This window comes from Erythrobacter sp. JK5, from assembly GCF_018205975.1.
Classification (GTDB): Bacteria; Pseudomonadota; Alphaproteobacteria; order Sphingomonadales; family Sphingomonadaceae; genus Erythrobacter.
Map to the genome: position 1 here is coordinate 845,196 of NZ_CP073577.1, position 20,843 is coordinate 866,038.

The following is a 20,843-nucleotide window of genomic DNA, read 5'->3' on the forward strand; positions in this document are numbered from 1 at the left end:
AATTCTCATGCTTACGTTGAAATTTCGATTGGCGAGGACCGTTATCGGATACCTAATTCTCGCGACCCTCGGCTCTGAGTCATGGGTAGTAACCAGGTCCTCACCGTCGCACAGATGCAGGCCGCCGAGCAGGCGGTCTTCGATGCGGGCACCACCGTTGAAGAGCTGATGGAAACCGCCGCAGGCGGCGCGGCGGAATGGATCAGGCGGGTCGCCGCGGGACGCTCGGTCACGGTGCTGTGCGGCCCCGGCAACAACGGCGGCGACGGCTATGTCATCGCCCGCCGCCTGCGCGAATTCGGCAACGCGGTGCGGGTGATCGCTCCGATGCCGCCCGCGACCGATGCCGCCACGGCTGCTCGGGAGAAATGGGGGCACGACGTCCTTACCTCGGGCGATGGCGCAGGCGGACAGGTGCTGGTCGATTGCCTGTTCGGATCGGGGCTGACGCGTGCGCTCTCGCCCGAACACGCGGTCTTGCTGCTCGACCTTGCCGATCGCCATGCCCTGAAGGTCGCGGTCGATCTCCCCTCAGGTATAGAAAGCGACAGCGGGGCACTGCTCAACGAGCGCCTGCCGCGATACGATCTTACCCTGGCCCTGGGCGCGTGGAAGTTTGCGCATTACGCGCTCCCGGGGCGTGGCCGCATGGGAACATTGCGTCTCGTAGGGATCGGGATCGATGGGGTTGAAGGAGCGGCGCGAATCGTGACGCGTCCAAACCTCACGCCGCCCGCCGTCGATAGCCACAAGTACACACGCGGTCTTGCCGCCATCGTCGGCGGGGCGATGCCGGGTGCGGCGGTGCTGGCCAGCATGGCGGCACAACGCAGCGGAGCGGGTTACGTCAAGCTGTTTTCCAAGGACTCGCACCCTGCTGTCGGTGCCGGGCTGGTGGTCGAGCATACACCGCTAGCCGAAGCGCTGGGCGATGACCGGATCGCGGCGGTCCTCGTCGGTCCCGGCCTCGGTCGGGGAGGGGCGGCGAAGGATGCGCTGGGTTCGGCCACGCGGCTTGCCCGCGCACTGGTGCTCGACGCCGATGCCCTCGTGCTGCTCGCCCCCAATATTCTCACCCGCGACATTCCGATCCTCGCCACCCCGCACGATGGCGAGCTCGAATCGCTGTGTCGCAGTTTCGCCGTGATCGCCGAGGGGCGGCGGGAGCGTGCACTCGCCTTGGCCAAGCGGACCGGGATGGTAATTTGCGCCAAGGGACCCGACACCGTGATCGCTGCGCCCGATGGTCGCCTGGCGCTCGCACCGCCGGCTCCGAGCTGGCTCTCGGTCGCCGGATCGGGCGATGTCCTTGCCGGGATCGCCGTCGGCCGGATGGCGAGCGGCAGCCCCCCGTTCAAGGCGGCCTGCGAAGCGGTGTGGCTGCACGGAGCGGCGGCGCGGCGGTGCGGTGTCGTCTTCACTCCCGAAGCGCTCGCCCGCGCCATCCCGGCAGCCTATGCGGCCTGTCTATGAGCGATCCTGATCGCATCGTTCGCATTGCCGCGAAAGGCGATGGTGTCTCCGCGGGCGGTCAACACGCGTCCGGCGCACTTCCCGGCGACACGGTAGCGGACGGCACGATCGTCGAGCGCGGCCCGCACCATGTGGAACCACCGTGCCGCCACTTCGGCAGCTGCGGGGGATGCCAGCTGCAGCATGCCGACGAGCACGCCCTGAGCAGCTTCGTGCGCGATCGGGTCGTCCACGCTGCGAGCGGGCAGGGCCTCGCCATCGGCGAGGTGTTGCCGACCCACCTCTCACCGGCTCACGCCCGCCGCCGGGCGACGCTGCACGCGCTGCGAACGCACGATGGCGCGGTGATCGGGTTCCGCGAAGCCGGTTCGCACAGGATCGTCGATCTCGGGCAGTGTCCGGTGATCGCGCCCGAACTCGCGGCGCTGATCGCTCCCTTGCGCGCTTTCGTGGCGGCGCACGGTCCCAAAGGGGCGGTGGATGTTCAACTGACCGTAGCCGATCAGGGGATCGACGCGGGGCTGGCCAGGTTCCCGCTCGACGATCTCGCGGCGATCGAAGCCGCGACGGAATTTGCGCGCGAACACGGTCTTGCGCGGCTCACGGTGGACCAGGGCTACGGCGCGGAAGTGCAATGGGAACCCGAACCGGCAACGGTCACGCTTTCGGGCGTGCCGGTGGCCATTCCTCCGGGAGGGTTCCTGCAGGCGACCCGGGACGCCGAAGATCGGATGATCGCCGACGCCGTGGCATGGACGCACGGCAAGGGCATGCTCGCCGATCTGTTCTCGGGTCTCGGCACGTTCGCATTTGCCTTGCGGAAGGGACGCAAGGTGCTCGCAGCCGAGGCCGATCAGGCGGCTCACCTGGCTTGCAAGGCGGCAGCCCCGCGCGCGGGCGCAACCGTTTTCCCGATCCACCGCGACCTGTTCCGCAACCCGGTGCAGGCGGACGAGCTGAGCCGGTTCGAGGCGGTGCTGCTCGATCCCCCGCGCGCCGGGGCAAAGTCCCAGATCGCCGAGATCGCCGCGAGCAACGTCGCCTGCGTGGTTTATGTCAGCTGCAACCCTTCCAGCTGGGCACGCGATGCTGCGAGGCTTGTCGAGGCTGGGTTCAGGCTCGAACAGCTGCGCCCGATCGGGCAATTCCGCTGGTCGACCCATGTCGAGCTGACCAGCGTGTTCACGCGCTAGGCGCGCAACGCCTCGAGTACCCGCGCTTCCAGCCATGCACGATGGTCGGGCTCGACATAGGCATGCCCGGCGCCCTCGCACCGGGCGATGCGTGGATCCTGAGCACCCCAATCCTGTTCGAACACCTGCGCGGTGCGATCGGCGGTTGCGAGCAGGATCCTGACCTGCCCGTCGAACCGGTCGAGCCCGGCGCGCATTTCTTCGGCCAGACTCGATGGTTCGGGTGCCGGGCCAACCGACTTGAACAGTCCGCGAACCAGCTTGCGCAGATCCACGCCGCCGCTCAGCAGCCGTCCGATCTCGCGCGGATTTTTGAACTTTTCGGCGTAGCGGGCGCGGATGGCCGCCGGGGGAGGGGTGGTGTCGCTCTCGGCGTCGCCGTCCGAAGCCTCTTCGATCGTCCACGGGTTGGAAAGCACCAGACCATCGCAATCCGCGCCCTGCGCCAGCATCAGCGCCGAGGCGGCATCGCAATTGCCGAAGGCGATCACCCGTTCGACCTGCGGCGCCATCGCACGAAAGGCCTCCAGCGCCGCCCGGATATCGCCTTCGCTGCGACGGAATCCGCGATTCTCGCCTTCGCTGTCGCCAATACCGCGCCGATCGAACCGGAACACGGGAAAACCCGCGCGCGCGATCGTCGCCGCCAAGCGCGACTGGCTGGAGAACGCGCCCGTGCGAATTTCGTTGCCGCCGCTGACGATCAGCAGGCCGGTAGTGCCCGGCGCCGTGTCGAGCGTTCCGGCGAGCATCAGGCTGCCGCAGCCGAATGTCAGGGGAAGCCGGCTCACCTTCTGTCGCCCAGTGCCAGCGCGATGATCGCTGCCAGCGCATCGGCCTGCGCGGCATCATCGTCGGGTTCGGCGCGCAGCCACAGGCCGGGTCCGCCCAGCGTCGCCTGCGCGATCTCGGCCTGGATTTCGGACGCTTCCGGCTCGGCGCTTTCGAGCTCGCGGAACATCGTCGCCCCGATTTGCCACCCGGCCAGCGCAAGGCCTTCGCTGCGCCCGGCATCCATCAGCGTTTCGGATCTCTCCTCCTGCCCGGCTTCGCGCGCGGCAATGGTCCGGGCACGGATCATGGCGCGCAGCTGCTTCGCACCCGAGAGCGGCGCGTACCGCCAGCCGGGCAATTCGGGCGGAGCGATCAGGGCTCCGGCCCGGATCGCCAGCACATGCGTGGCATCGAACTGACGGGACGCTTCGCCCGCTGCCGTCCGCCAGTCGGCGAGGGTCTGCCGGTCGAGCGGGGAGAGACTTTCGTTGCAGCCGGGCAGATCGGGCAGGAAGCTGTCGATCCCGGCCCCGTCGAGCCGTCGCATCACCTCGATGGTGAAGCGCCGCAGCTTGTTCGCCTCATCGAACCACGCGGGAAGCACCAGCACCCGCGCCGGGCGGGCGGCAGCGAACGACACCAGTTGTTCTTCGCTCGATCCGCCTGCGGATTGCGGTGCACGCCAGGTTCCGATCTGCATCAGAGTGAATCCAAGAAACCCGGATCAGCCTTCGATGATCTTGGCTTCGGCGAAAGCCAGCAATCCGCCGTAGGTTTCCAGCATTTCGCCATCGACGTCGTCGTCTTCGATCACGATGTCGAGCCGGTCTTCCATCTCGGTCAGGAGCCCGGCGACTGCCATCGAATCGAGTTCGGGCAGATGCCCGAACAGTCCCGTGTCCGGCATGAACTTGTCTGTCTGATCGGCATCGATGCCAAGAACGTCGGAAATGATCGCCTTGAGCTCGCGATCGATTCGTGCCCGGCTCATCCCCAGACCGGCATTGCCCGAGGTTTCGCCGCTGACTGGAGTGGTGCTCATCAGGCAGTTTCCCCTTCTCGGGCCACATCGCATCCGACCGGCGACAGGGCCCCTTCGTGGAGCGCGGCATTAGCCAGCGCCGGGTTCCGGCGCAAGGTCGGGCAATGCACCGGAGCGGATGCGGTGCCACGCCACCCGTGCGAAATCGGGCCAGGCCCGCACTTGGCTCATATCAAGGCAGTCGATGCGATATCGCAGCCGCACCTGTTCCATCCAGTCGGCCTTGTAGGGCTGGTCGCCGGTGCCGAAATCGATCCACGCAACCCGGTCGCGGTCGATCACCTGTTCGAACAACGCGGCCGACAGGGTCGTGCCGGCCGAAAGGTGGCGATGGCTTTCGAGATGCGCGAGCTTGTGGATGTAGGCGGTTCCGTTTTCGACCGTCCAGAACTGCGCGGCAATCGGTGTGCCTTCGTGCAGCGCCAGCCCAAAACGCAGGCGCCCGGCTTCGGCTTCGCTGCGGGCAAACTCGCGAAGCATGGCCGGGAAGTCCTCCTCGGGTTTCCAGCTGTGGGCATAGATGCGCTCGTAATCGTCCCACGCGGCGGGATCGAAGCGTTCGAGCAGCCGGACTTCGACCTTTTTCGCTTTGCGCTTCAACGTGGTGCGAAGCTGTCCCGGCCGGGCGGCCCAATACTCGCCGAAGTTTCGCCCCCTGACCTCCAGCACGTGATTGCGGTCGCACGCTTCGAGTGCGACGCGCCAGCCGGCGTTGCGAAACGCATCGGCCAGGCGGCTAACCGAGCCGTCTTCTCCCGGAACCGGTTCGAGCGTGACGCGATGACCGCGCGATTTGAGCTGGCGTGCGATTTCCACCAGCAAGCGGTCGGCGTGCGTGCCTTCCGGCGCGAGTTGCCGCCATGTAAAGCTGTACCAGTTGCGTAGCGGCGTAATCCGCCCGCGGTTCTCGGTCAGGGCCAGCGCGACCGACGCATTCTCGTCGCTGGCAATGGCAATCAGTGGGGTCAGTCCGGTCTCTGCGAGCAGGGCATACCATTCGGCGCGATCGAACGGCGAGGATGCGCGAACCGCGCCCTCGGAAGCAAACAGCCCTTGCAAGACGTTAACGCTATCGTGATACCGCGCTTCGATCACCTTGGAGTGTCCCTCAGGAAGTCAATGCAAACCGGTCCAGATCCCACGCCCCGACCGCTCGATCACATTGTCGAACGGGCCGTTGCCCAAGGTCGCGGCGAGGCACCGGCGCTGGTGCTTCGCGACACCGTGCTTAACCACGATGAGTTAAGACTGCGTGTGGACCGGCTCGCCGGTTGGCTGACGCGCGAGGTGCCGGAAAAGGGCGCGCGGGTCGCAACCTGGGCGGCCAAGGGGGAATTGACCTGCCTGATGCCGCTGGCCGCGGCGAGAGCGGGACTGGTTCATGTGCCCATCAATCCGCTGCTCAAGCGCGCGCAGGTGGCGCATATACTGTCCGACAGCGGCGCGAGCATGCTGATCGGGACGGCCGCGCGCCTCGCATCGCTCGAATCCGCCGACATGTCGGCAGGTTGCGCCACGCTCGAAGAAACCATGGCATTGGGCATGGCGTCAGAGGCCGGGTTGGCCCACAGCAGTTCGAACGCCGATCCCGACGATCTCGCCGCGATCCTCTACACCAGTGGTTCGACCGGGCGACCCAAGGGGGTGATGCTGAGCCACGCCAATCTGTGGCTGGGGGCGGTCAGCGTCGCGCACTACCTGGGCATGGCCGACGAAGACGTGACGTTGGCGGTGCTGCCGCTGTCATTCGATTACGGGCAGAACCAGCTGCTTTCCACCTGGTATGCGGGCGGCAGCGTCGTCCCGCTTGATTTCCTCTTCCCGAAGGATGTTGCCAAAGCCTGCGCGAAGCACCCGATCACCACGCTTGCAGCGGTGCCGCCGCTGTGGGTGCAATTGACCGAGCTCGAATGGTCGAGGGACGCCAGTTCGCCGCTTCGACGGCTGACCAACAGCGGCGGAGCGTTGACCGTCGATCTGGTCGGGGATCTCAGGCGCATCTTCCCGCAAGCCGATCTCTTTCCGATGTACGGGTTGACCGAGGCGTTCCGGTCGACTTTTCTCGATCCGGCGCTCGTAGATAGTCATCCTACATCAATGGGTAAGGCGATACCGTTCGCAGAAATTCTGGTTGTGGATGAGAACGGGGAAGTGGCCGGTCCGGACGAGGAAGGCGAGCTGGTTCACTGCGGCCCGCTGGTGGCGCAAGGTTATTGGCAGGATCCTCAGCGGACAGCGGAGCGGTTCAGGCGCGCACCCCCGGCATCCGCATATGGCGGGTTGGCGGTGTGGTCGGGGGATCGGGTGAAGCGCAGCGCAGACGGGCTGCTGTACTTCGTCGGGAGGCTCGACGCGATGATCAAGAGCGCTGGCAACCGGATCAGTCCGCAGGAGGTCGAAGAGGCGGCACTTGCGAGCGAACTGGTTGACGAGGCGGTCGCGCTGGGTGTGCCGGACGCGCGTCTGGGGCAGGCGGTGCACCTCGTGGTTCGCGGCACCGACGACGCGGGCGAACGCGCGAAGCTGGCGCCGCTGCTCAAGGCCGAGTTGCCCAATTTCATGCAGCCGCAGGCGATTCACTGGCGCGACGCGATGCCGCTGAACCCCAACGGCAAGATCGATCGCACCGCGCTGCTGAGGGAGCTGACCGAATGAAGACCAAGCCAGTCGGTCCGATCCCCGCCGGTTTCGAGGCGCAAGGGGGCGAACTCGTGATCGGCGGGCGGCGCGCGAGCGAACTGGCCGACGAAGCCGGTCGGACCCCGTTGTTCGTCTATTCGCGCACCTTGCTCGACAGCCGCATTGCGCAGCTGCGCGCGGCACTGCCCGGCCGGGTCGGGATCAATTACGCGATCAAGGCCAATCCGCATCCGGACGTGGTGCGCCACATGGCCGGGCTGGTCGACGGGTTCGATATCGCGTCCTCCGGCGAACTTGCGATCACGCAGGCCGCCGAGATCGACCCCGCGCAGGTCAGCTTTGCCGGGCCGGGCAAGCGCGACGACGAGCTGGAGGCAGCGATCGCCGCTGGTGTAACGCTCAATTGCGAATCCCCGGGTGAAGCGGAGCGCTCGCTCACCATCGGCCAGCGCATCGGCCGACAGCCGCGGATTGCGATCCGGGTCAATCCCAGTTTCGAGCTCAAGGGTTCCGGCATGAAGATGGGCGGAGGCGCGAAACCGTTCGGGGTCGATGCCGACCGGGTGCCGGACTTGGCCCGCAAGGTCATTGATGAGGGAGCCGAATGGCGCGGCTTGCACATTTTCACCGGCAGCCAGGCCCTGAGTTCGGATGCGATAATAGAAGCGCAGAGCAACGTCCTGAATTTGGCCGTCCATCTGGCCGATGCCATCGGCACGGGCTTGCCCAAACTCAACATGGGTGGGGGTTCGGAATCCCCTATTTTCCGGGAGATGAGCCGCTCGATCTCGCGGCGGTAGGGCAGGCGTTGCATGCACGCCTCGCAGATCTGCCGTCAACTCTGGCGGACACCGACCTGTGCCTGGAACTGGGCCGCTATCTCGTCGGCGAGGCGGGGGTGTATCTGTGCCGGGTAATCGACCGCAAGGTGAGCCACGACACGACCTATCTCGTCACCGATGGCGGTCTCCACCACCAGCTCGCCGCGTCGGGCAATTTCGGGACGGTGGTACGCCGCAATTATCCGGTGGCGATCGCGACACGGTTCGATGCCGAGCCGGACGAGGTGGTGAATATCGTCGGCTGCCTGTGCACCCCGCTCGATCGGCTCGCCGACCAGGCGGCGATGCCGCATGCCGATGTCGGCGACCTTGTCGCGGTGTTCTGCGCCGGGGCCTATGGTGCAACGGCCAGCCCCGCCGCGTTCCTGGGGCACGGCCCGGCTGCCGAAATCCTCGTTTAGGGTCTCGTTAACCCGGTTAGGAAACGCTGTCCCGATACGGGATGGCGGTCCAATTTGCCCTCTATTCCTAACAATATGTTCACCATTTTAAGCGAGGAAGTCCGGGTCATTCGCGGACCCGGTGTCGCAGGTCGCTCCTGCGCGTTGCATCGCGGTTCGCCAGACCAGGCCAAGGATACGTATCGATGTTCAAATCGCTGTCTCTTACCCGCTGTGGGGCATAGCCCTCGGCACTGTCGCGCTTGCCGCCTGCAGCGCCGGTCCGAGCACGCAGCTGCCGCCCGCCACCTTCAACTCTGCCAGCAGCGAAGCTCCGACCGAAGATTACATTCTCGGCCCGCTTGACGAGGTTACGATTCACGTCTGGCGCAATCCCGAACTGAGTGCGGAGAAGATCCAGGTCCGTCCCGATGGCCGGATCACGATCCCGCTGGTGCGCGACATGGTCGCGGTCGGCAAGACTCCGACGCAGCTGCAGAACGACATCCGCGACCAGCTGAGCGAGTATATCGAGCAGCCGATCGTTTCGGTGATCGTCAACCAGTTCAACGGCGCGCTGCCGCAGCAGATCCGGATCACCGGTGCCGGGGCCGAACCGGCTGCGCTGGCCTACCGCGCGAACATGACCGTGCTCGATGCGATGATCGCAGTCGGCGGGCTGGGCGAATTTGCCGCGGGCAACCGTGCCACCCTGACCCGCTACGACGGCGCGGCGGGCAAGAACAAGGTGTATCGCCTGCGGCTGAAGGACCTCCTGAACAAGGGCGATCCCAGCGCCAATGTCGCGCTGAAGCCAGGCGATACGATCTCGATCCCTGAGAGCCGGTTCTAGGGGGGCTCCGGGGGCGATGAGCGAAATCTTCGACGAACTGCGCATTGCGCTCCATTCGGTGTGGCACCGGCGCTGGCTGGCGATTGCCGTCGCGTGGGGCGTATGCCTGCTTGGTTGGCTGGTGATCGCGATGATCCCCAACGCCTACGAATCCAAGGCGCGCATCTATGTCGACGTGGACGATGTCCTGTCCGAGCAGCTGGGAATAGCCGGTGACGGCAAGGAAGAAATCCAGCGGGTGCGGCAGACGCTCGCGAGCAACGTCAATCTCGAACGCGTGATCAAATCGACCAAGCTGGGCGAGGATATCACCACGAGCGGCGAAATGAACGGCGCGATTGCCGCGCTGAGCAAGAAGGTGACGGTGAAGAGCGAAGAGGACAACCTCTTCGAAATCACCGCTGAGTTGGGCAAGGGCGACCTGAGCGACGCCGAGAATGCCGTGCTGGCGCGCAACGTGGTGCAGAAGCTGCTCGACATCTTCCGCGAGGAACACATCGCCGGGACCAAGGTGGGCGTGACCCGCGCGATTTCGGAGCTCGACGAACAGCTCGAGGAACGCAAGCGTGAGCTCGAAGCCGCCGAAGAACGCCGCCTGGCGTTCGAAGGGCAATATCCCGAGCTTATCGGCGGATCGCAGACGCTGTCGACCAAGATCCAGCAAGCGCGCACCGAGCTGCGCGATATCGACGCCGATCTGGCCGCTGCACAGAGTGCGCTGGCGGCGATCAACAGCCAGCTTTCCAGCACGCCGCGGACGATCAGCGGAGGCGGTCAGAATGCCGTCGGGCCGCGCGCGGCGCTGATGCAATCGCAATCGCAGCTGGCCGAGCTGCGCGCGCGCGGGCTCAAGGACAACCACCCCGATGTCATTTCGACGCTCAAGCAGGTCCAAATCCTCACCCAGCAGGTGGCGGCCGCCGGTCCCGACGATGCCAACGGCACGCCCAATCCGGCCTATTCGTCGCTGCTCGCGATCCGCGCCGACCGCCAGGCCGGGGTCGAGGCGCTGCAGGCTCGCCGCGCTGCGCTGCAATCGCAGGCTGCCTCGCTGATGGCGAGCCAGGCTTCCGAACCCGAGGTCGCCGCCGAGGCGAACCGCATCAGTCGCGACTACGACGTGCTGCGCCAGAATTACGAAAAACTGCTGCAGGATCGCGAGGCGATCCGCACCCGCGGCAATGTCGAGGACCAGACCAGCCAGTTCAAGTTCGACCTGATCGATCCGCCGGTCGTGCCGCAGAAACCGGCCGCGCCCAACCGTCCGCTGCTGCTGTTCGGCGTGCTGCTGGTCGGAATCGCGGCGGGGGCCGGGGCTGCCTACGCGATGGGGCAGGTCCGCTCGACCTACGCCACTTCCCAGCGGCTCGAACGCGCGTTTCACCTGCCGGTGATCGGCTCGATTTCGCTGACCATTTCCGACGCTGCAAGAGCGCTCGAACGCCGCCGGTTCAGGCAATTCGCCGGAGCCTGCGGAGGACTGGTCGCGGTCTTCGCGATCCTGGTGGCGATCGAGATCGTCTCGGTCGGAGCGGTAGCGTGAGGAACCGGACATGACCGAACAAACCGATATCAAGCGCAACCTTGCCAAGCGCTCTTCGCTGTTCGAGCGCGCCGACCAGATGTTCGGGCTGGAAAAACTCGGCCCGGCATCCGTTCCGGCGGACCTGCGCCGTGCCAAAGCGGCTGCTCCCGCACCGCAACCACAACCCGAGGCGGTCGAAACCGCTCCGCCAGCCCCGCGCATTCCGCAGGCTTTCGAGCCCGCCGACCCCGAGCCTGCACCCGAGCAGACGCCGGACCGGCCTGCGACCGAACCCAAGGTCGTGCTGAGCGGTCCGCGTCAGCAGATCGATCGTGCCATTCTGCGCGAAGAGGGGCTGATCGTACCGGAAGACCCGGTGACGGGCCTGCTCGAGGAATTCCGGATCGTGAAGCGCGAACTGCTCGCCGATGCGCGCGCGTCCTCCGGTTCCGACGATGCGCGCCGCATTCTCGTGTGTTCGCCGCATCCGGGCGAGGGCAAGACTTATTGCGCCATCAACCTCGCGATCGCGCTGGCGGCCGAACGCGACATCGAAGTGGTGCTGGTCGATGCCGACGTGATGAACCCTTCGGTCACGCGCCGCCTCGGGATCGAGACGGGCAAGGGTCTGATGGATACGCTTGTCGACGATTCCCTGCACCCGGAACGGCTCGCAATCCGCACCGATATCGAGGGACTGTTCGTGCTGCCCGCCGGATCGGGCAGCGCGCGCGACGCCGAATATCTCGCCAGCGCACGCACCGGCAAGGTGCTCGACCGCCTGACCCGCGGCGCGCCCAACCGCTTCGTCATTTTCGACACACCACCCGCACTCGCAGCCTCTCCGGCTGCCGAGCTGGCCGCCCATGTGGGGCAGGCGGTGCTGGTGGTTCGCGCCGATGAAACGAGCCGCGCAGCGCTCGAGGACGCGCAACAGCTGCTTTCGGCCTGTCCCGATATCAAGCTGCTGCTCAACGCCGCGCGGTTCAGCCCGTCCGGTCGCCGGTTCGGCGACTACGGGGAGAGGAAGGAATGATCATGCGTATCCTCAAGGCTGCCCTGATGGTCGGGTTCGCCACGGTAATCGCCGTAGCTCCGGCCAACGCACAGGATGGCACGCGCGACGATCGTCGCGCGGTTTCGGTACAGCCCTATATCGAGGTCAGCCAGATCCTTAGCGCCGAGCTTTCGCCGGGCGACGATGTGGTGACTTACACACAGGTCGCCGCCGGGGTCGATCTCAATGCGCAGGGGCGCAACAGCGGGGCTTCTGTCTCGCTGCGCTACGAACGCAACATCGGTTATGGCGACGATGTCGACAGCGACACCATCAGCGGTGTCGCGCGCGGCTATGTCGCGGTGATTCCGCGCTCGCTCAATTTCGAGGCCGGCGCGCTGGCAGCACGCACCCGCGTCGATGGCGGGGGCGGAGTTTCGACCAATCCTCTGGTGGCCGAGGATGCCGAAAGCCAGATTTACAGCGTCTATGCCGGGCCAAGCCTCGCGACCCGGGTCGGCGCGGTCGACGTTACCGGGATTGCCCGGGTCGGCTACAACCGGTTCGAGACCGATGACGTCATCGTCGACAGCAACGGCGACCCGGTCGACGTGTTCGACGACAGCGTTACCTACACCGGCCAGGTACGCGCGGGCACCCGTGCGGGCGATGCATTGCCGGTGGGTATCGGCGTTACAGCCGGGGCTTTCCAGGAAGACGTTTCCAACCTCGATCAGCGCATCCGCGATCTCTACGTGCGCGGCGATGTGACTGTGCCGGTGAGCGACAATTTCGCGGTGGTCGGCGGGATCGGCTACGAAGATGTCGAGATTTCGAGCCGCGATGCCTTGCGCAATCCCGACGGCACGCCGGTGATCGGCGACGATGGGCGGTTCGTAACCGACTCGTCCGCTCCGCGCCGCATCGCGTTCGATGTCGATGGCCTGATCTGGGATGTCGGCGTGATCTGGAACCCGAGCTCGCGCACCTCGCTCGCCGCGACAGTCGGCCGGCGCTACGATTCCACGACCTATTACGGCAGTTTCGCCTACGCACCCAGCTCGCGCAGCGCGCTCAACATCTCCGTCTACGATGGCCTCACCGGCTTTGGCGGGGTGCTCAACAATTCGCTGGCCGGATTGTCGAGCGACTTCGAGGCGCTGCGCAATCCGGTCACCGGGGATTTCAGCGGACTCGTGACCGGCGAAGACGGATCGGGCCTGGTCGGCACCCTCGGTTCGGTGCGCTCGGCGGCATTCCGCGGCCGCGGCGTGCGCGCCAGCTACCAGCACCGCATCGGTCGGGCGACGGCCGCGATCGGCGCGGGCTACGACGAGCGCGAGTTCATCGCCGCCGCCGGGACCGTGCTCGCTGCGGCCGACGGTATCACCGATGAGAGCTATTACCTCACCGGCACGCTGTCGCGCCCGATCGGCCGCAGCGCGAGCTTTGCGACCAACGCCTATGTCAACTGGTTCAAGAGCGGCGGAGACAACGGCGATGTGACCGCAATCGGCGGTTCGGCGGCCTACAACCGCTCGATCACCGATCGGCTTTCGGCGCGCGCCGCGCTCGCGGTGGACTACTTCGACAGCGAATTCACCGCCGAAGACTTCGCATTCGCCACCGCGCTGCTTGGCCTGCGTTACGATTTCTGACCCACGGAGCCCGACCCATCATGTACGATCAATTCTACGGCTTCAGCGGACGTCCTTTCCAGCTTACGCCGGACCCGCAGTTCTACTTCGAGAGCGCCAGCCACAAGAAGGCGATGTCGTATCTCGGCTATGGTCTTCACCAGGGCGAAGGCTTCATCGTCATCACCGGTGAAGTCGGTGCGGGCAAATCGACGCTGGTCGCGCACCTGATGGAACGGATCGATCCCGATCAGCTTACCGTCGCGCAGGTCGTGACCACTGCGCTCGATGGCGAGGAACTGATCCACGTGGTCGCGCAGGCATTCGGCCTGTCGGTCGAAGGGCGCGACAAGGCCGGGGCGCTGGGCACGATCGAGCGGTTCCTGCAGGAAGAGGCGCGCGCCGGTCGGCGGTGCCTGCTGGTGGTCGACGAATGCCAGAACCTCGATTTCACCGCGCTCGAAGAACTGCGCATGCTTTCCAACTTCCAGCTCGGTTCGCACCCGCTGCTGCAGAGCCTGCTGCTGGGTCAGCCCGAATTCCGACGGACGCTGGCGCACCATCCCGATCTCGACCAGCTGCGCCAGCGGATCATCGCCTCGCATCATCTCGAAGCGCTCGATGCCGACGAGGTCGAGGATTATATCCGCCACCGGCTCGCGCATGTCGGGTGGGACGGTCGGCCGGACCTGGCCGAGGGCCTGTTGCCGGCGCTGTACTCTCAGACCGACGGCATCCCGCGCCGGGTAAACCAGGTGATGAATCGTCTGCTGCTGCTCGGCGCGATCGAGGAGCAGGAGACGCTTTCGGTCGATATGCTCGATGCGGTGATCGAGGAGATGGCTGCGGACCAGATGCGCGGCGCGCGCGAAACGCAGAGCCCGCTCGGGATCGAGCCGCAGGCAGCGGTGCCGGCAAATGTGGCGGCGCTCGATAGCGTCCCCGCAAGCGAAGTCGCCGAACTGCTGGCCGAACGCGACGCTCGCACGGCGCAGCTCGAAGCGGCGATCAGCGAGCTTCAGGCCGCCGGAGCTTCGGTCGCCAGCGATAGCGGTGAGGGCGCGACGTCGCCTGAACTCAGCGAGGCGCTGGTGCGGATCGAGCAACGTCTCGAAGAGCAGGAGCAGAGCTTCCGCCATGTGCTGACGATGCTGATCGAATGGCTCGAGGACGATCCTTCGCGCGAGGCTGCCTGACCATGCCCGCGGCTGAACAGCCCGGTATCGTCAACGGTCTCTCGGTCGATGTCGAAGACTGGTTCCAGGTTGGCGCGTTCGAGAAGGTGATCGAGCGCGACGACTGGGATTCGCTCAAGACGCGGGTCGAGGACAATGTCCTGCGCATCCTGGACCTGTTCGCCGAAGCCGACGTGCATGCGACGTTCTTCACGCTGGGCTGGGTGGCCCAGCGACACCCGCAGATGATCCGGCGGATCGCCGAAGCGGGACACGAAGTGGCCAGCCACGGGTATGACCACGCGCGGGTCTTCACCTTCGATCGCTCCGAGTTCGCCGAAGACATCCGCAAGGCGCGCGCGATCATCGAAGACACGTCGGGGCAGGTCGTCAGCGGCTACCGTGCGCCGAGCTTCTCGATCGATCATCGCACTCCGTGGGCGTTCATGGAACTCGCCGAACAGGGCTACGCCTACTCCTCCAGTGTCGCGCCGATCGCGCACGACCATTATGGCTGGCCCGAAGCGCCGCGCTTTGCCTTCCGACCGATTCCGTGGGCCGATATCGTCGAGCTGCCGGTGACGACCGCGATGCTCGGCGGCCGTCGCGTCGCCGCCGGCGGAGGCGGGTTCTTTCGGGTCCTGCCCTATGCCTTTTCGCGCTGGGCGATCCGGCAGGTGAACCGCCGCGATGAACGCCCGGCGGTGTTCTATTTCCACCCGTGGGAAATCGACCCCGATCAGCCGCGCGTGCCCGGCGCCCCGATCCGATCGCGCCTGCGGCACTACACCGGGCTCGAACAGATGGCGGGCAAGTTGCGCGATCTTGTGCACCAATTTCGCTGGGGCCGGATGGATCTTGTCGCGCACCGTGAGGCGGCGCGGGCCGATGAGCAGTCGATAGCGGTCGACGATCCCGGAATAGCGGCATGAACGCCCCGGTAAAAACCCTCCAGCAAGTATCTCTCGCCGACCTGCGCGATGCGGCGCAGGTGCAGCGCATCGAAGGTTTCGTGGCCGAACAGGGTGCGAGCCTGTTTCATCGCCCGGCATGGTTGCGCGCGGTCGAGGCGGGCACCGGTCAGCGCGCGGCGGGCCTGATTGCCGAACAGCTCGGTGTCATCACCGGGTGGCTGCCGTTGACCGAAGTGCGGTCGCTCCTGTTCGGCAAGGCGCTGGTTTCAAGCGGGTTCGGCGTCGGCGGCGGTATCTGTGCTGAAAACGATGGGGCGGTGACGGCCCTGACGCAGGCTGCGACCCGGCATGCGCTGGATCGCGGCATCCCGGCGATCGAGCTGCGCGGCGGGCCGATCCCCGATGGGTGGCAACGCAGGGACGACAAGCACTGCGGTTTCGAGCGTCCGCTGGCCGCAGACGACGAGGCCGAATTGCTCGCGATCCCGCGCAAGGCCCGCGCCGAAGTGCGCAAGGGCCTGGCGTTCGAACATCCCATCCGCATCGGGCGCGGCCGCCGGGACTTGGACGCCCATTACGCGGTTTACAGCCAAAGCGTTCGCAACCTCGGCACGCCGGTTTTTCCGAAACGGTTGTTCGCGGCGATGCTCGAGGCGTTTCCCGAGAGCAGCGACATATTGACGGTGTTCAGGGACGGATCGCCGATTGCGAGCGTTTTGTCGTTCTATCATGCTGGTGCGGTCATGCCGTTCTGGGGCGGCGGCACTCTCGAAGCGCGAGGCGCGCGGGCCAACGAGCTGATGTATTACGAACTCATGCTCCATGCCCGGCGAGGGAAGGGGATGGACCGGTTCGATTTCGGACGCTCCAAGACCGGCAGCGGGCCGTATCGCTTCAAGAAAAACTGGGGGTTCGCGCCGAGTCCGCTCGTCTACGGCGACTGGACCGCGCCGGGCGCCCGGCCTCGCGACGTCGACCCCACCGGCGCATCCTATCAGCGCAAGATCGGGCTCTGGAAGCAGCTTCCGCTGCCGGTCGCCAATGCGATCGGTCCGTGGATTTCGCGCGGGCTCGCGTGATGCGCGGCATCCTGTTCCTCGCGCATCGCGTTCCGTTTCCTCCCAATCGGGGAGACAAGATCCGCGCGCACCATCTCCTCAGGCATCTGGCGCAGTTCGCTCCGGTGCATGTCGGATGTTTCGCCGAAAGCGACGAGGATCGCGCGGTCGAGGGCGAGCTTGCTCAGATCGCCGCGAGCCATTGCATCGTCGACCGTTCGAAGCCGCTGGTGCTGGCCGGGGTCGAGGCGGTGCTGGCGCACAAGCCTGTGAGCCTGACCGCGTTCCACAGCGCCCGGCTCGATCGGTGGGTGCGCGAAACGCTCGCGTTGCAGCCGATCGACACGATCGTCGTCTTTTCCGGACAGATGGGTCAGTACGTGCCCGAGGATTATCCCGGTCGGGTCGTGATCGACCTGTGCGATGTCGACAGCGCCAAGTTCGAAAGTTACGCCGATGGAGGCGAGCGGGTCTGGCTCAATCGCCGCGAAGGCCGCCTGCTGGCGCGCGAGGAAGAACGGCTCGCCGGGCGTTCCGACGCCACCATCCTGATCAGTGCCGCCGAAGCCGACCTGTTCCGCACCCGGCTCAAGACGCCCGCCCGCGCCAACATTCAGGTGATCGGCAACGGGATCGATGCGGGTTTCTTCGCCCCTGATGCGGTTCCACCTGCCGGAGAGATATCGGCCAGCGAAGGCCCGCACTTCGTCTTTACCGGCCAGATGGATTATCGCCCCAACGAACAGGCGGCGCTATGGGCGATCGGGCAATTGCTGCCGGTCCTGCGTCGGCGCTACCCTCAGGCACAGTTTCACGTGGTCGGGCGCAACCCGACCGACGCTCTCAAAGCCCGTCGAAACGATCCGGGCGTGACCATCTGGGGCGAGGTGCCCGATGTCCGCCCCTTCATCGCTGCCGCCGACTGCGTGCTTGCGCCGCTGCTGATTGCGCGCGGGGTGCAGAACAAGGTGCTGGAAGCGATGGCGATGGCGCGGCCGGTGCTCCTGACGCCGCAGGCGGCGACCGGGATCGCAGCCGATGACGCAACGCACTGGCTGGTGTGCGAGCCCGACGCGCTGGCGATGGCCGGACGGTTCGAGGCGATGTGGGAGAGCGGCGGCAGCGCCGACGCGATCGGCGCGGCGGCGCGCCAGTTCGTGCTCGATCATCATGCCTGGCACGCGATGCTCGCGCCGCTCGAACACCTGCTCGCTGGCGAGACGGCGGAGGCGCGCGATGCCGCCTGACGCGACGCTCCCGGCACCCGGCCAGCGCAGCCTGCCGGATACCTGGCGAACCCCGCTCTTGGGGCTGGCGCTCGCGGTGCTGGCGCTCGGTCTGCTGGCGGCTCGCGAATGGGGCGAAATGCTGCACCAGTGGTGGAACGTCGACACCTACAACCACATCCTGCTGGTCCTGCCGATCCTGGTGTGGCTGGTGGCGATGAAGGGCGATGACCTTGCGCAAACGCGTCCGCGCCCATGGCTGCCGGGCCTGGGACTGGTGGCAGCAGCCTTGGGGTTGTGGTGGATCGGAAGGGCGAGCGGGCTCAATCTGCTCGCGCACGCCGGTGCGGTGGGCGCAATCCAGGGCGCGGTCGTCGCGCTGCTCGGCAAACGCATTTCGCTGTTGCTGGCCTTGCCCATTGGCTTTGCCGCGTTCCTTGTTCCGTTCGGTGACGAGATCATCGCTCCGTTGCAGACGATAACAGCCGAAATCGCGATCGCGTTGACCCATGCGAGCGGCGTGCCTGCGGTGATCGACGGGATCTATATCGATACGCCGGTGGGTCTGTTCATCGTTGCGGAAGCGTGTTCCGGCGTGAAGTTCCTGATTGCGATGGTGACGCTGGGCGTGCTGGTGTGCTTCACGCGCTTCGACAGCTGGTCCCGGCGCGCGCTGTTCATGCTCGCCGCGGTGATCGTGCCGGTGCTGGCCAACGGGGTGCGCGCCTGGGGCACGATCTACATTGCGCAGAGCCAGGGAGTCGAATTCGCGGCCGGTTTCGATCACATCGTCTATGGATGGATATTCTTCGCGATCGTAGTCGGGCTGGTGCTTGCGGGAGCCTGGCGCTTCTTCGAGCGCGAGCCCGATGATTATGGCTGGTCGCTGGCCGAGCTAGAGGCAATGCCGCTCGCCTCGGACGCCACAGGTGGGGCGAGCATTCACGCGGCACTCGCGCTGATTGTCGGGTTGACCGTCGCGGTCGGGGTCGCCGCCGCGATTGTCGCTCCCGCCGCAATCGGCTAGCCGCGCCTGCGACATGTGCGGGATCGCCGGAATATTTCATGCCGAAGCGCCAAAGCCCGTCGACCCGGTGCGGGTCGAGCGGATGTGCGACGCGATGGTCCATCGCGGACCCGACGGTCACGGCGTCTGGACCGATCTTGGCGTCGGGCTGGGGCACCGGCGGCTGTCGGTAATCGACCTCGAAGGGTCTCCCCAGCCGATGCACTCAGCCGATGGTCGCGCGGTGATCGTGTTCAACGGCGAGATTTACAACTTCCGCGAACTGCGCCGCGAGCTGGAGCTTGGCGGCGCGCGGTTTCGCACCAGCGGCGATACCGAGGTTATCCTTGCCGCGTGGCAGCGCTGGGGCGTCGACTGTCTCGAAAAGCTGCACGGGATGTTCGCCTTTGCGCTGTACGATCGCGATACGCGGCAATTGTTGCTGGCGCGCGACCGGTTCGGGGTGAAGCCGCTGTTCATGACGCGACTCGCCGACGGTAGCCTGGCCTTCGCATCCGAGCTCAAGGGGCTGCTGGCGCACCCGCAGCTGCGTCGCCGGGTCAATCCGGAGGCGATCGACGCCTACTTCGCCTGGGGTTACGTCCCCGATACGCACTCGATCCTGGCGGGGGTCGAAAAGCTTCCCGCAGGGCATTTCCTGCTGCTCGAGCAGGGCCGGGCACCGGGGCCGCCGACGCGGTGGTGGGATATCGACTTCTCGCAGCGTGAGCGCGGGAGCGAGGCCGATCTCTCGGCGCAGCTGGTGCACCTGCTGCGCGAAGCGGTGCAGTCGCGCATGGTCGCCGACGTGCCGCTGGGCGCGTTCCTGTCGGGCGGGGTCGATTCCTCCAGCGTGGTGGCGCTGATGAGCGAAGCGAGCGCCGAGCCCGTGCGGACCTGTTCGATCGGGTTCGATGTCAGCGATGCAGACGAAACCGGTTATGCCGAGCAGGTCGCGCGGCAATTCGCCACCGAGCACGAGGCGCGGATCGTCGGCCGGGACGATTTTGACGCGATCGACCAGCTCGCCGGCATGTTCGACGAGCCATTTGCCGATGCATCGGCGTTGCCGACCTGGCGAGTGTGCCAGCTGGCGCGCGAAAAGGTAACCGTCGCCCTGTCCGGCGATGGCGCGGACGAGGCCTTTGCCGGATACCGCAGGCAGGTGTTTCATCACCACGAAGAGCGCGTGCGGGCGGTGCTGCCCGCGGGCCTGAGAAAGCCGCTGTTCGGAATCCTCGGAAGGTTCTGGCCCAAGGCGGACTGGGCACCGCGCCCGTTGCGGGCAAAGAGCACGCTTCTCGCTCTCGCGGCGAGCGGAGATGAGGGCTACGCGAGCGGGCTCTCGGTCGCAGCTCAAGACGTCCGACACTCACTGTATTCACCGAAATTCATGCGTTTGCTCGGCGGATTTCGCGCAGAGGACGAACTCGTGGCGGTGCTGCGCAGCGCGCCCGCGCGCTCGGGCCTCGACCGGGCGCAATATGCCGATCTGACCTTCTGGATGCCGGGCGATATCCTCACCAAGGTCGACCGCACCAGCATGGCGGTGAGCCTCGAGGCACGCGAACCGCTACTCGATCATCGTCTGGTCGAATTCGCTGCTCGGCTACCGGACAGGATGCGGGTGCGTGGCAATACGGGCAAGTATCTGCTCAAGTCGAGCATGCAGCGCTACTTGCCGCACGACATTCTCTATCGCCCGAAACAGGGGTTCGTGACGCCGATCGCCGAGTGGTTGCGCGGTCCTCTGGCGGACAGCGCGCAGGCGATCTCAGGCAGTACCGTCCTTGGTGAAACCGAATACTTTGATCCGCGCAGTATTTCACGCCTGGCCGACGCGCATGTTTCCGGTCGGTCGGACAATTCGCGTGTCCTGTGGCAACTGATCATGCTGGAAAAGTCGTTGAGCCGCCTTGGAGTGACGGGCTGACCGAGTCGCGACAAGTGCTGCCAATTCAACACGATTGGCCCGAAATGAGACTCCGGCGCAGCGTTAACGGCAAATTATCATTTGCCAATGCTCGCCAGTGTCGCCTAGATTCCGATGAAACGAAGCCAAAAGGCTAGGGGGACTTCCATCGCTAATGTTTATTTGCGTTTGAAGT

The 20,843-nt window shown here is 66.0% G+C and carries 17 protein-coding genes and 1 pseudogene; 14 read left to right on the top strand and 4 right to left on the bottom strand.

Annotated features, from left to right (window positions below):
• Positions 1–81 precede the first annotated feature (81 nt).
• A complete protein-coding gene (locus KDC96_RS04105) occupies positions 82–1,473 on the top strand; it encodes an NAD(P)H-hydrate dehydratase (RefSeq protein ID WP_212450925.1) in 1,392 nt (463 codons plus the stop codon).
• Positions 1,470–2,666 carry a class I SAM-dependent RNA methyltransferase gene (locus KDC96_RS04110; protein WP_212450928.1) on the top strand — a complete coding sequence of 399 codons (1,197 nt, stop codon included), beginning with the start codon at positions 1,470–1,472 and terminating at the stop codon, positions 2,664–2,666. Before KDC96_RS04105 ends, KDC96_RS04110 begins: the two co-directional genes overlap by 4 nt.
• On the opposite strand, the gene KDC96_RS04115 is transcribed toward KDC96_RS04110, so the two are convergent.
• The 4 genes from KDC96_RS04115 to KDC96_RS04130 all read right to left on the bottom strand — a co-directional run bounded on the left by KDC96_RS04115 (position 2,663) and on the right by KDC96_RS04130 (position 5,541).
• Positions 2,663–3,457: a hydrolase 1, exosortase A system-associated gene (locus KDC96_RS04115; protein WP_212450930.1), complete on the bottom strand. Its 795-nt coding sequence runs from the start codon at positions 3,455–3,457 to the stop codon at positions 2,663–2,665. The two genes, KDC96_RS04110 and KDC96_RS04115, sit on opposite strands and share 4 nt — an antisense overlap.
• The gene (locus KDC96_RS04120; RefSeq protein ID WP_212450933.1) at positions 3,454–4,140 is read right to left on the bottom strand and encodes a hypothetical protein; all 687 of its coding nucleotides are present in this window, start codon (positions 4,138–4,140) and stop codon (positions 3,454–3,456) included. Before KDC96_RS04120 ends, KDC96_RS04115 begins: the two co-directional genes overlap by 4 nt.
• Before the next feature lie 24 nt (positions 4,141–4,164).
• Positions 4,165–4,431 carry an acyl carrier protein gene (locus tag KDC96_RS04125; RefSeq protein WP_249171991.1) on the bottom strand — a complete coding sequence of 89 codons (267 nt, stop codon included), beginning with the start codon at positions 4,429–4,431 and terminating at the stop codon, positions 4,165–4,167.
• A 120-nt stretch (positions 4,432–4,551) separates the two neighbouring features.
• Positions 4,552–5,541, bottom strand: coding sequence for a GNAT family N-acetyltransferase (locus KDC96_RS04130; protein ID WP_249171915.1), 990 nt, complete (start codon positions 5,539–5,541; stop codon positions 4,552–4,554).
• Positions 5,542–5,601: 60 nt separating this feature from the next.
• Here KDC96_RS04130 and KDC96_RS04135 point away from each other — a divergent pair, with 60 nt between their 5' ends.
• From KDC96_RS04135 to KDC96_RS04190, 12 genes and pseudogenes are all read left to right on the top strand, one after another.
• The gene (locus KDC96_RS04135) at positions 5,602–7,137 is read left to right on the top strand and encodes an acyl-CoA ligase (AMP-forming), exosortase A system-associated (protein WP_212450937.1); all 1,536 of its coding nucleotides are present in this window, start codon (positions 5,602–5,604) and stop codon (positions 7,135–7,137) included.
• A pseudogene (locus tag KDC96_RS04140) lies at positions 7,134–8,365 on the top strand (pyridoxal-dependent decarboxylase, exosortase A system-associated). The gene KDC96_RS04135 and the pseudogene KDC96_RS04140 overlap by 4 nt, the downstream one beginning before the upstream one ends.
• Before the next feature lie 193 nt (positions 8,366–8,558).
• On the top strand, positions 8,559–9,197 hold the full coding sequence (locus tag KDC96_RS04145) for an XrtA/PEP-CTERM system exopolysaccharide export protein (RefSeq protein ID WP_371815546.1): 639 nt from the start codon (positions 8,559–8,561) through the stop codon (positions 9,195–9,197).
• A 16-nt stretch (positions 9,198–9,213) separates the two neighbouring features.
• Complete coding sequence (locus KDC96_RS04150; RefSeq protein WP_212450939.1) at positions 9,214–10,740, top strand: XrtA system polysaccharide chain length determinant; 1,527 nt, start codon at positions 9,214–9,216, stop codon at positions 10,738–10,740.
• A 10-nt stretch (positions 10,741–10,750) separates the two neighbouring features.
• A complete protein-coding gene (locus tag KDC96_RS04155; RefSeq protein WP_212450941.1) occupies positions 10,751–11,758 on the top strand; it encodes an AAA family ATPase in 1,008 nt (335 codons plus the stop codon).
• Entirely contained in the window at positions 11,755–13,377 is a 1,623-nt protein-coding gene (locus tag KDC96_RS04160) for a preprotein translocase subunit YajC (RefSeq protein ID WP_212450943.1), read from the top strand. Before KDC96_RS04155 ends, KDC96_RS04160 begins: the two co-directional genes overlap by 4 nt.
• Before the next feature lie 20 nt (positions 13,378–13,397).
• Positions 13,398–14,552 carry an XrtA/PEP-CTERM system-associated ATPase gene (locus KDC96_RS04165; protein ID WP_212450946.1) on the top strand — a complete coding sequence of 385 codons (1,155 nt, stop codon included), beginning with the start codon at positions 13,398–13,400 and terminating at the stop codon, positions 14,550–14,552.
• A 2-nt stretch (positions 14,553–14,554) separates the two neighbouring features.
• The gene (locus KDC96_RS04170) at positions 14,555–15,463 is read left to right on the top strand and encodes an XrtA system polysaccharide deacetylase (protein WP_212450947.1); all 909 of its coding nucleotides are present in this window, start codon (positions 14,555–14,557) and stop codon (positions 15,461–15,463) included.
• On the top strand, positions 15,460–16,524 hold the full coding sequence (locus tag KDC96_RS04175) for a FemAB family XrtA/PEP-CTERM system-associated protein (protein ID WP_212450949.1): 1,065 nt from the start codon (positions 15,460–15,462) through the stop codon (positions 16,522–16,524). Before KDC96_RS04170 ends, KDC96_RS04175 begins: the two co-directional genes overlap by 4 nt.
• Positions 16,500–17,750, top strand: coding sequence for a TIGR03087 family PEP-CTERM/XrtA system glycosyltransferase (locus KDC96_RS04180; RefSeq protein WP_371815528.1), 1,251 nt, complete (start codon positions 16,500–16,502; stop codon positions 17,748–17,750). The genes KDC96_RS04175 and KDC96_RS04180 overlap by 25 nt, the downstream gene beginning before the upstream one ends.
• Positions 17,740–18,756: an exosortase A gene (gene xrtA / locus KDC96_RS04185; RefSeq protein ID WP_212450951.1), complete on the top strand. Its 1,017-nt coding sequence runs from the start codon at positions 17,740–17,742 to the stop codon at positions 18,754–18,756. The genes KDC96_RS04180 and xrtA overlap by 11 nt, the downstream gene beginning before the upstream one ends.
• A 13-nt stretch (positions 18,757–18,769) precedes the next feature.
• Positions 18,770–20,668 carry an XrtA/PEP-CTERM system amidotransferase gene (locus KDC96_RS04190; RefSeq protein WP_212450953.1) on the top strand — a complete coding sequence of 633 codons (1,899 nt, stop codon included), beginning with the start codon at positions 18,770–18,772 and terminating at the stop codon, positions 20,666–20,668.
• The last annotated feature ends 175 nt before the right edge of the window (positions 20,669–20,843 follow it).

Bases quoted from the DNA above. Each gene is read 5' to 3' on its own strand.
- KDC96_RS04170 (WP_212450947.1), top strand. From the start codon at position 14,555: ATGCCCGCGGCTGAACAGCCCGGTATCGTCAACGGTCTCTCGGTCGAT.
- KDC96_RS04160 (WP_212450943.1), top strand. From the start codon at position 11,755: ATGATCATGCGTATCCTCAAGGCTGCCCTGATGGTCGGGTTCGCCACG.
- KDC96_RS04110 (WP_212450928.1), top strand. From the start codon at position 1,470: ATGAGCGATCCTGATCGCATCGTTCGCATTGCCGCGAAAGGCGATGGT.
- KDC96_RS04120 (WP_212450933.1), bottom strand. From the start codon at position 4,140: ATGCAGATCGGAACCTGGCGTGCACCGCAATCCGCAGGCGGATCGAGC.
- KDC96_RS04155 (WP_212450941.1), top strand. From the start codon at position 10,751: ATGACCGAACAAACCGATATCAAGCGCAACCTTGCCAAGCGCTCTTCG.
- KDC96_RS04165 (WP_212450946.1), top strand. From the start codon at position 13,398: ATGTACGATCAATTCTACGGCTTCAGCGGACGTCCTTTCCAGCTTACG.
- KDC96_RS04125 (WP_249171991.1), bottom strand. From the start codon at position 4,431: ATGAGCCGGGCACGAATCGATCGCGAGCTCAAGGCGATCATTTCCGAC.
- KDC96_RS04175 (WP_212450949.1), top strand. From the start codon at position 15,460: ATGAACGCCCCGGTAAAAACCCTCCAGCAAGTATCTCTCGCCGACCTG.
- KDC96_RS04135 (WP_212450937.1), top strand. From the start codon at position 5,602: ATGCAAACCGGTCCAGATCCCACGCCCCGACCGCTCGATCACATTGTC.
- KDC96_RS04190 (WP_212450953.1), top strand. From the start codon at position 18,770: ATGTGCGGGATCGCCGGAATATTTCATGCCGAAGCGCCAAAGCCCGTC.
- KDC96_RS04105 (WP_212450925.1), top strand. From the start codon at position 82: ATGGGTAGTAACCAGGTCCTCACCGTCGCACAGATGCAGGCCGCCGAG.
- KDC96_RS04150 (WP_212450939.1), top strand. From the start codon at position 9,214: ATGAGCGAAATCTTCGACGAACTGCGCATTGCGCTCCATTCGGTGTGG.
- xrtA (WP_212450951.1), top strand. From the start codon at position 17,740: ATGCCGCCTGACGCGACGCTCCCGGCACCCGGCCAGCGCAGCCTGCCG.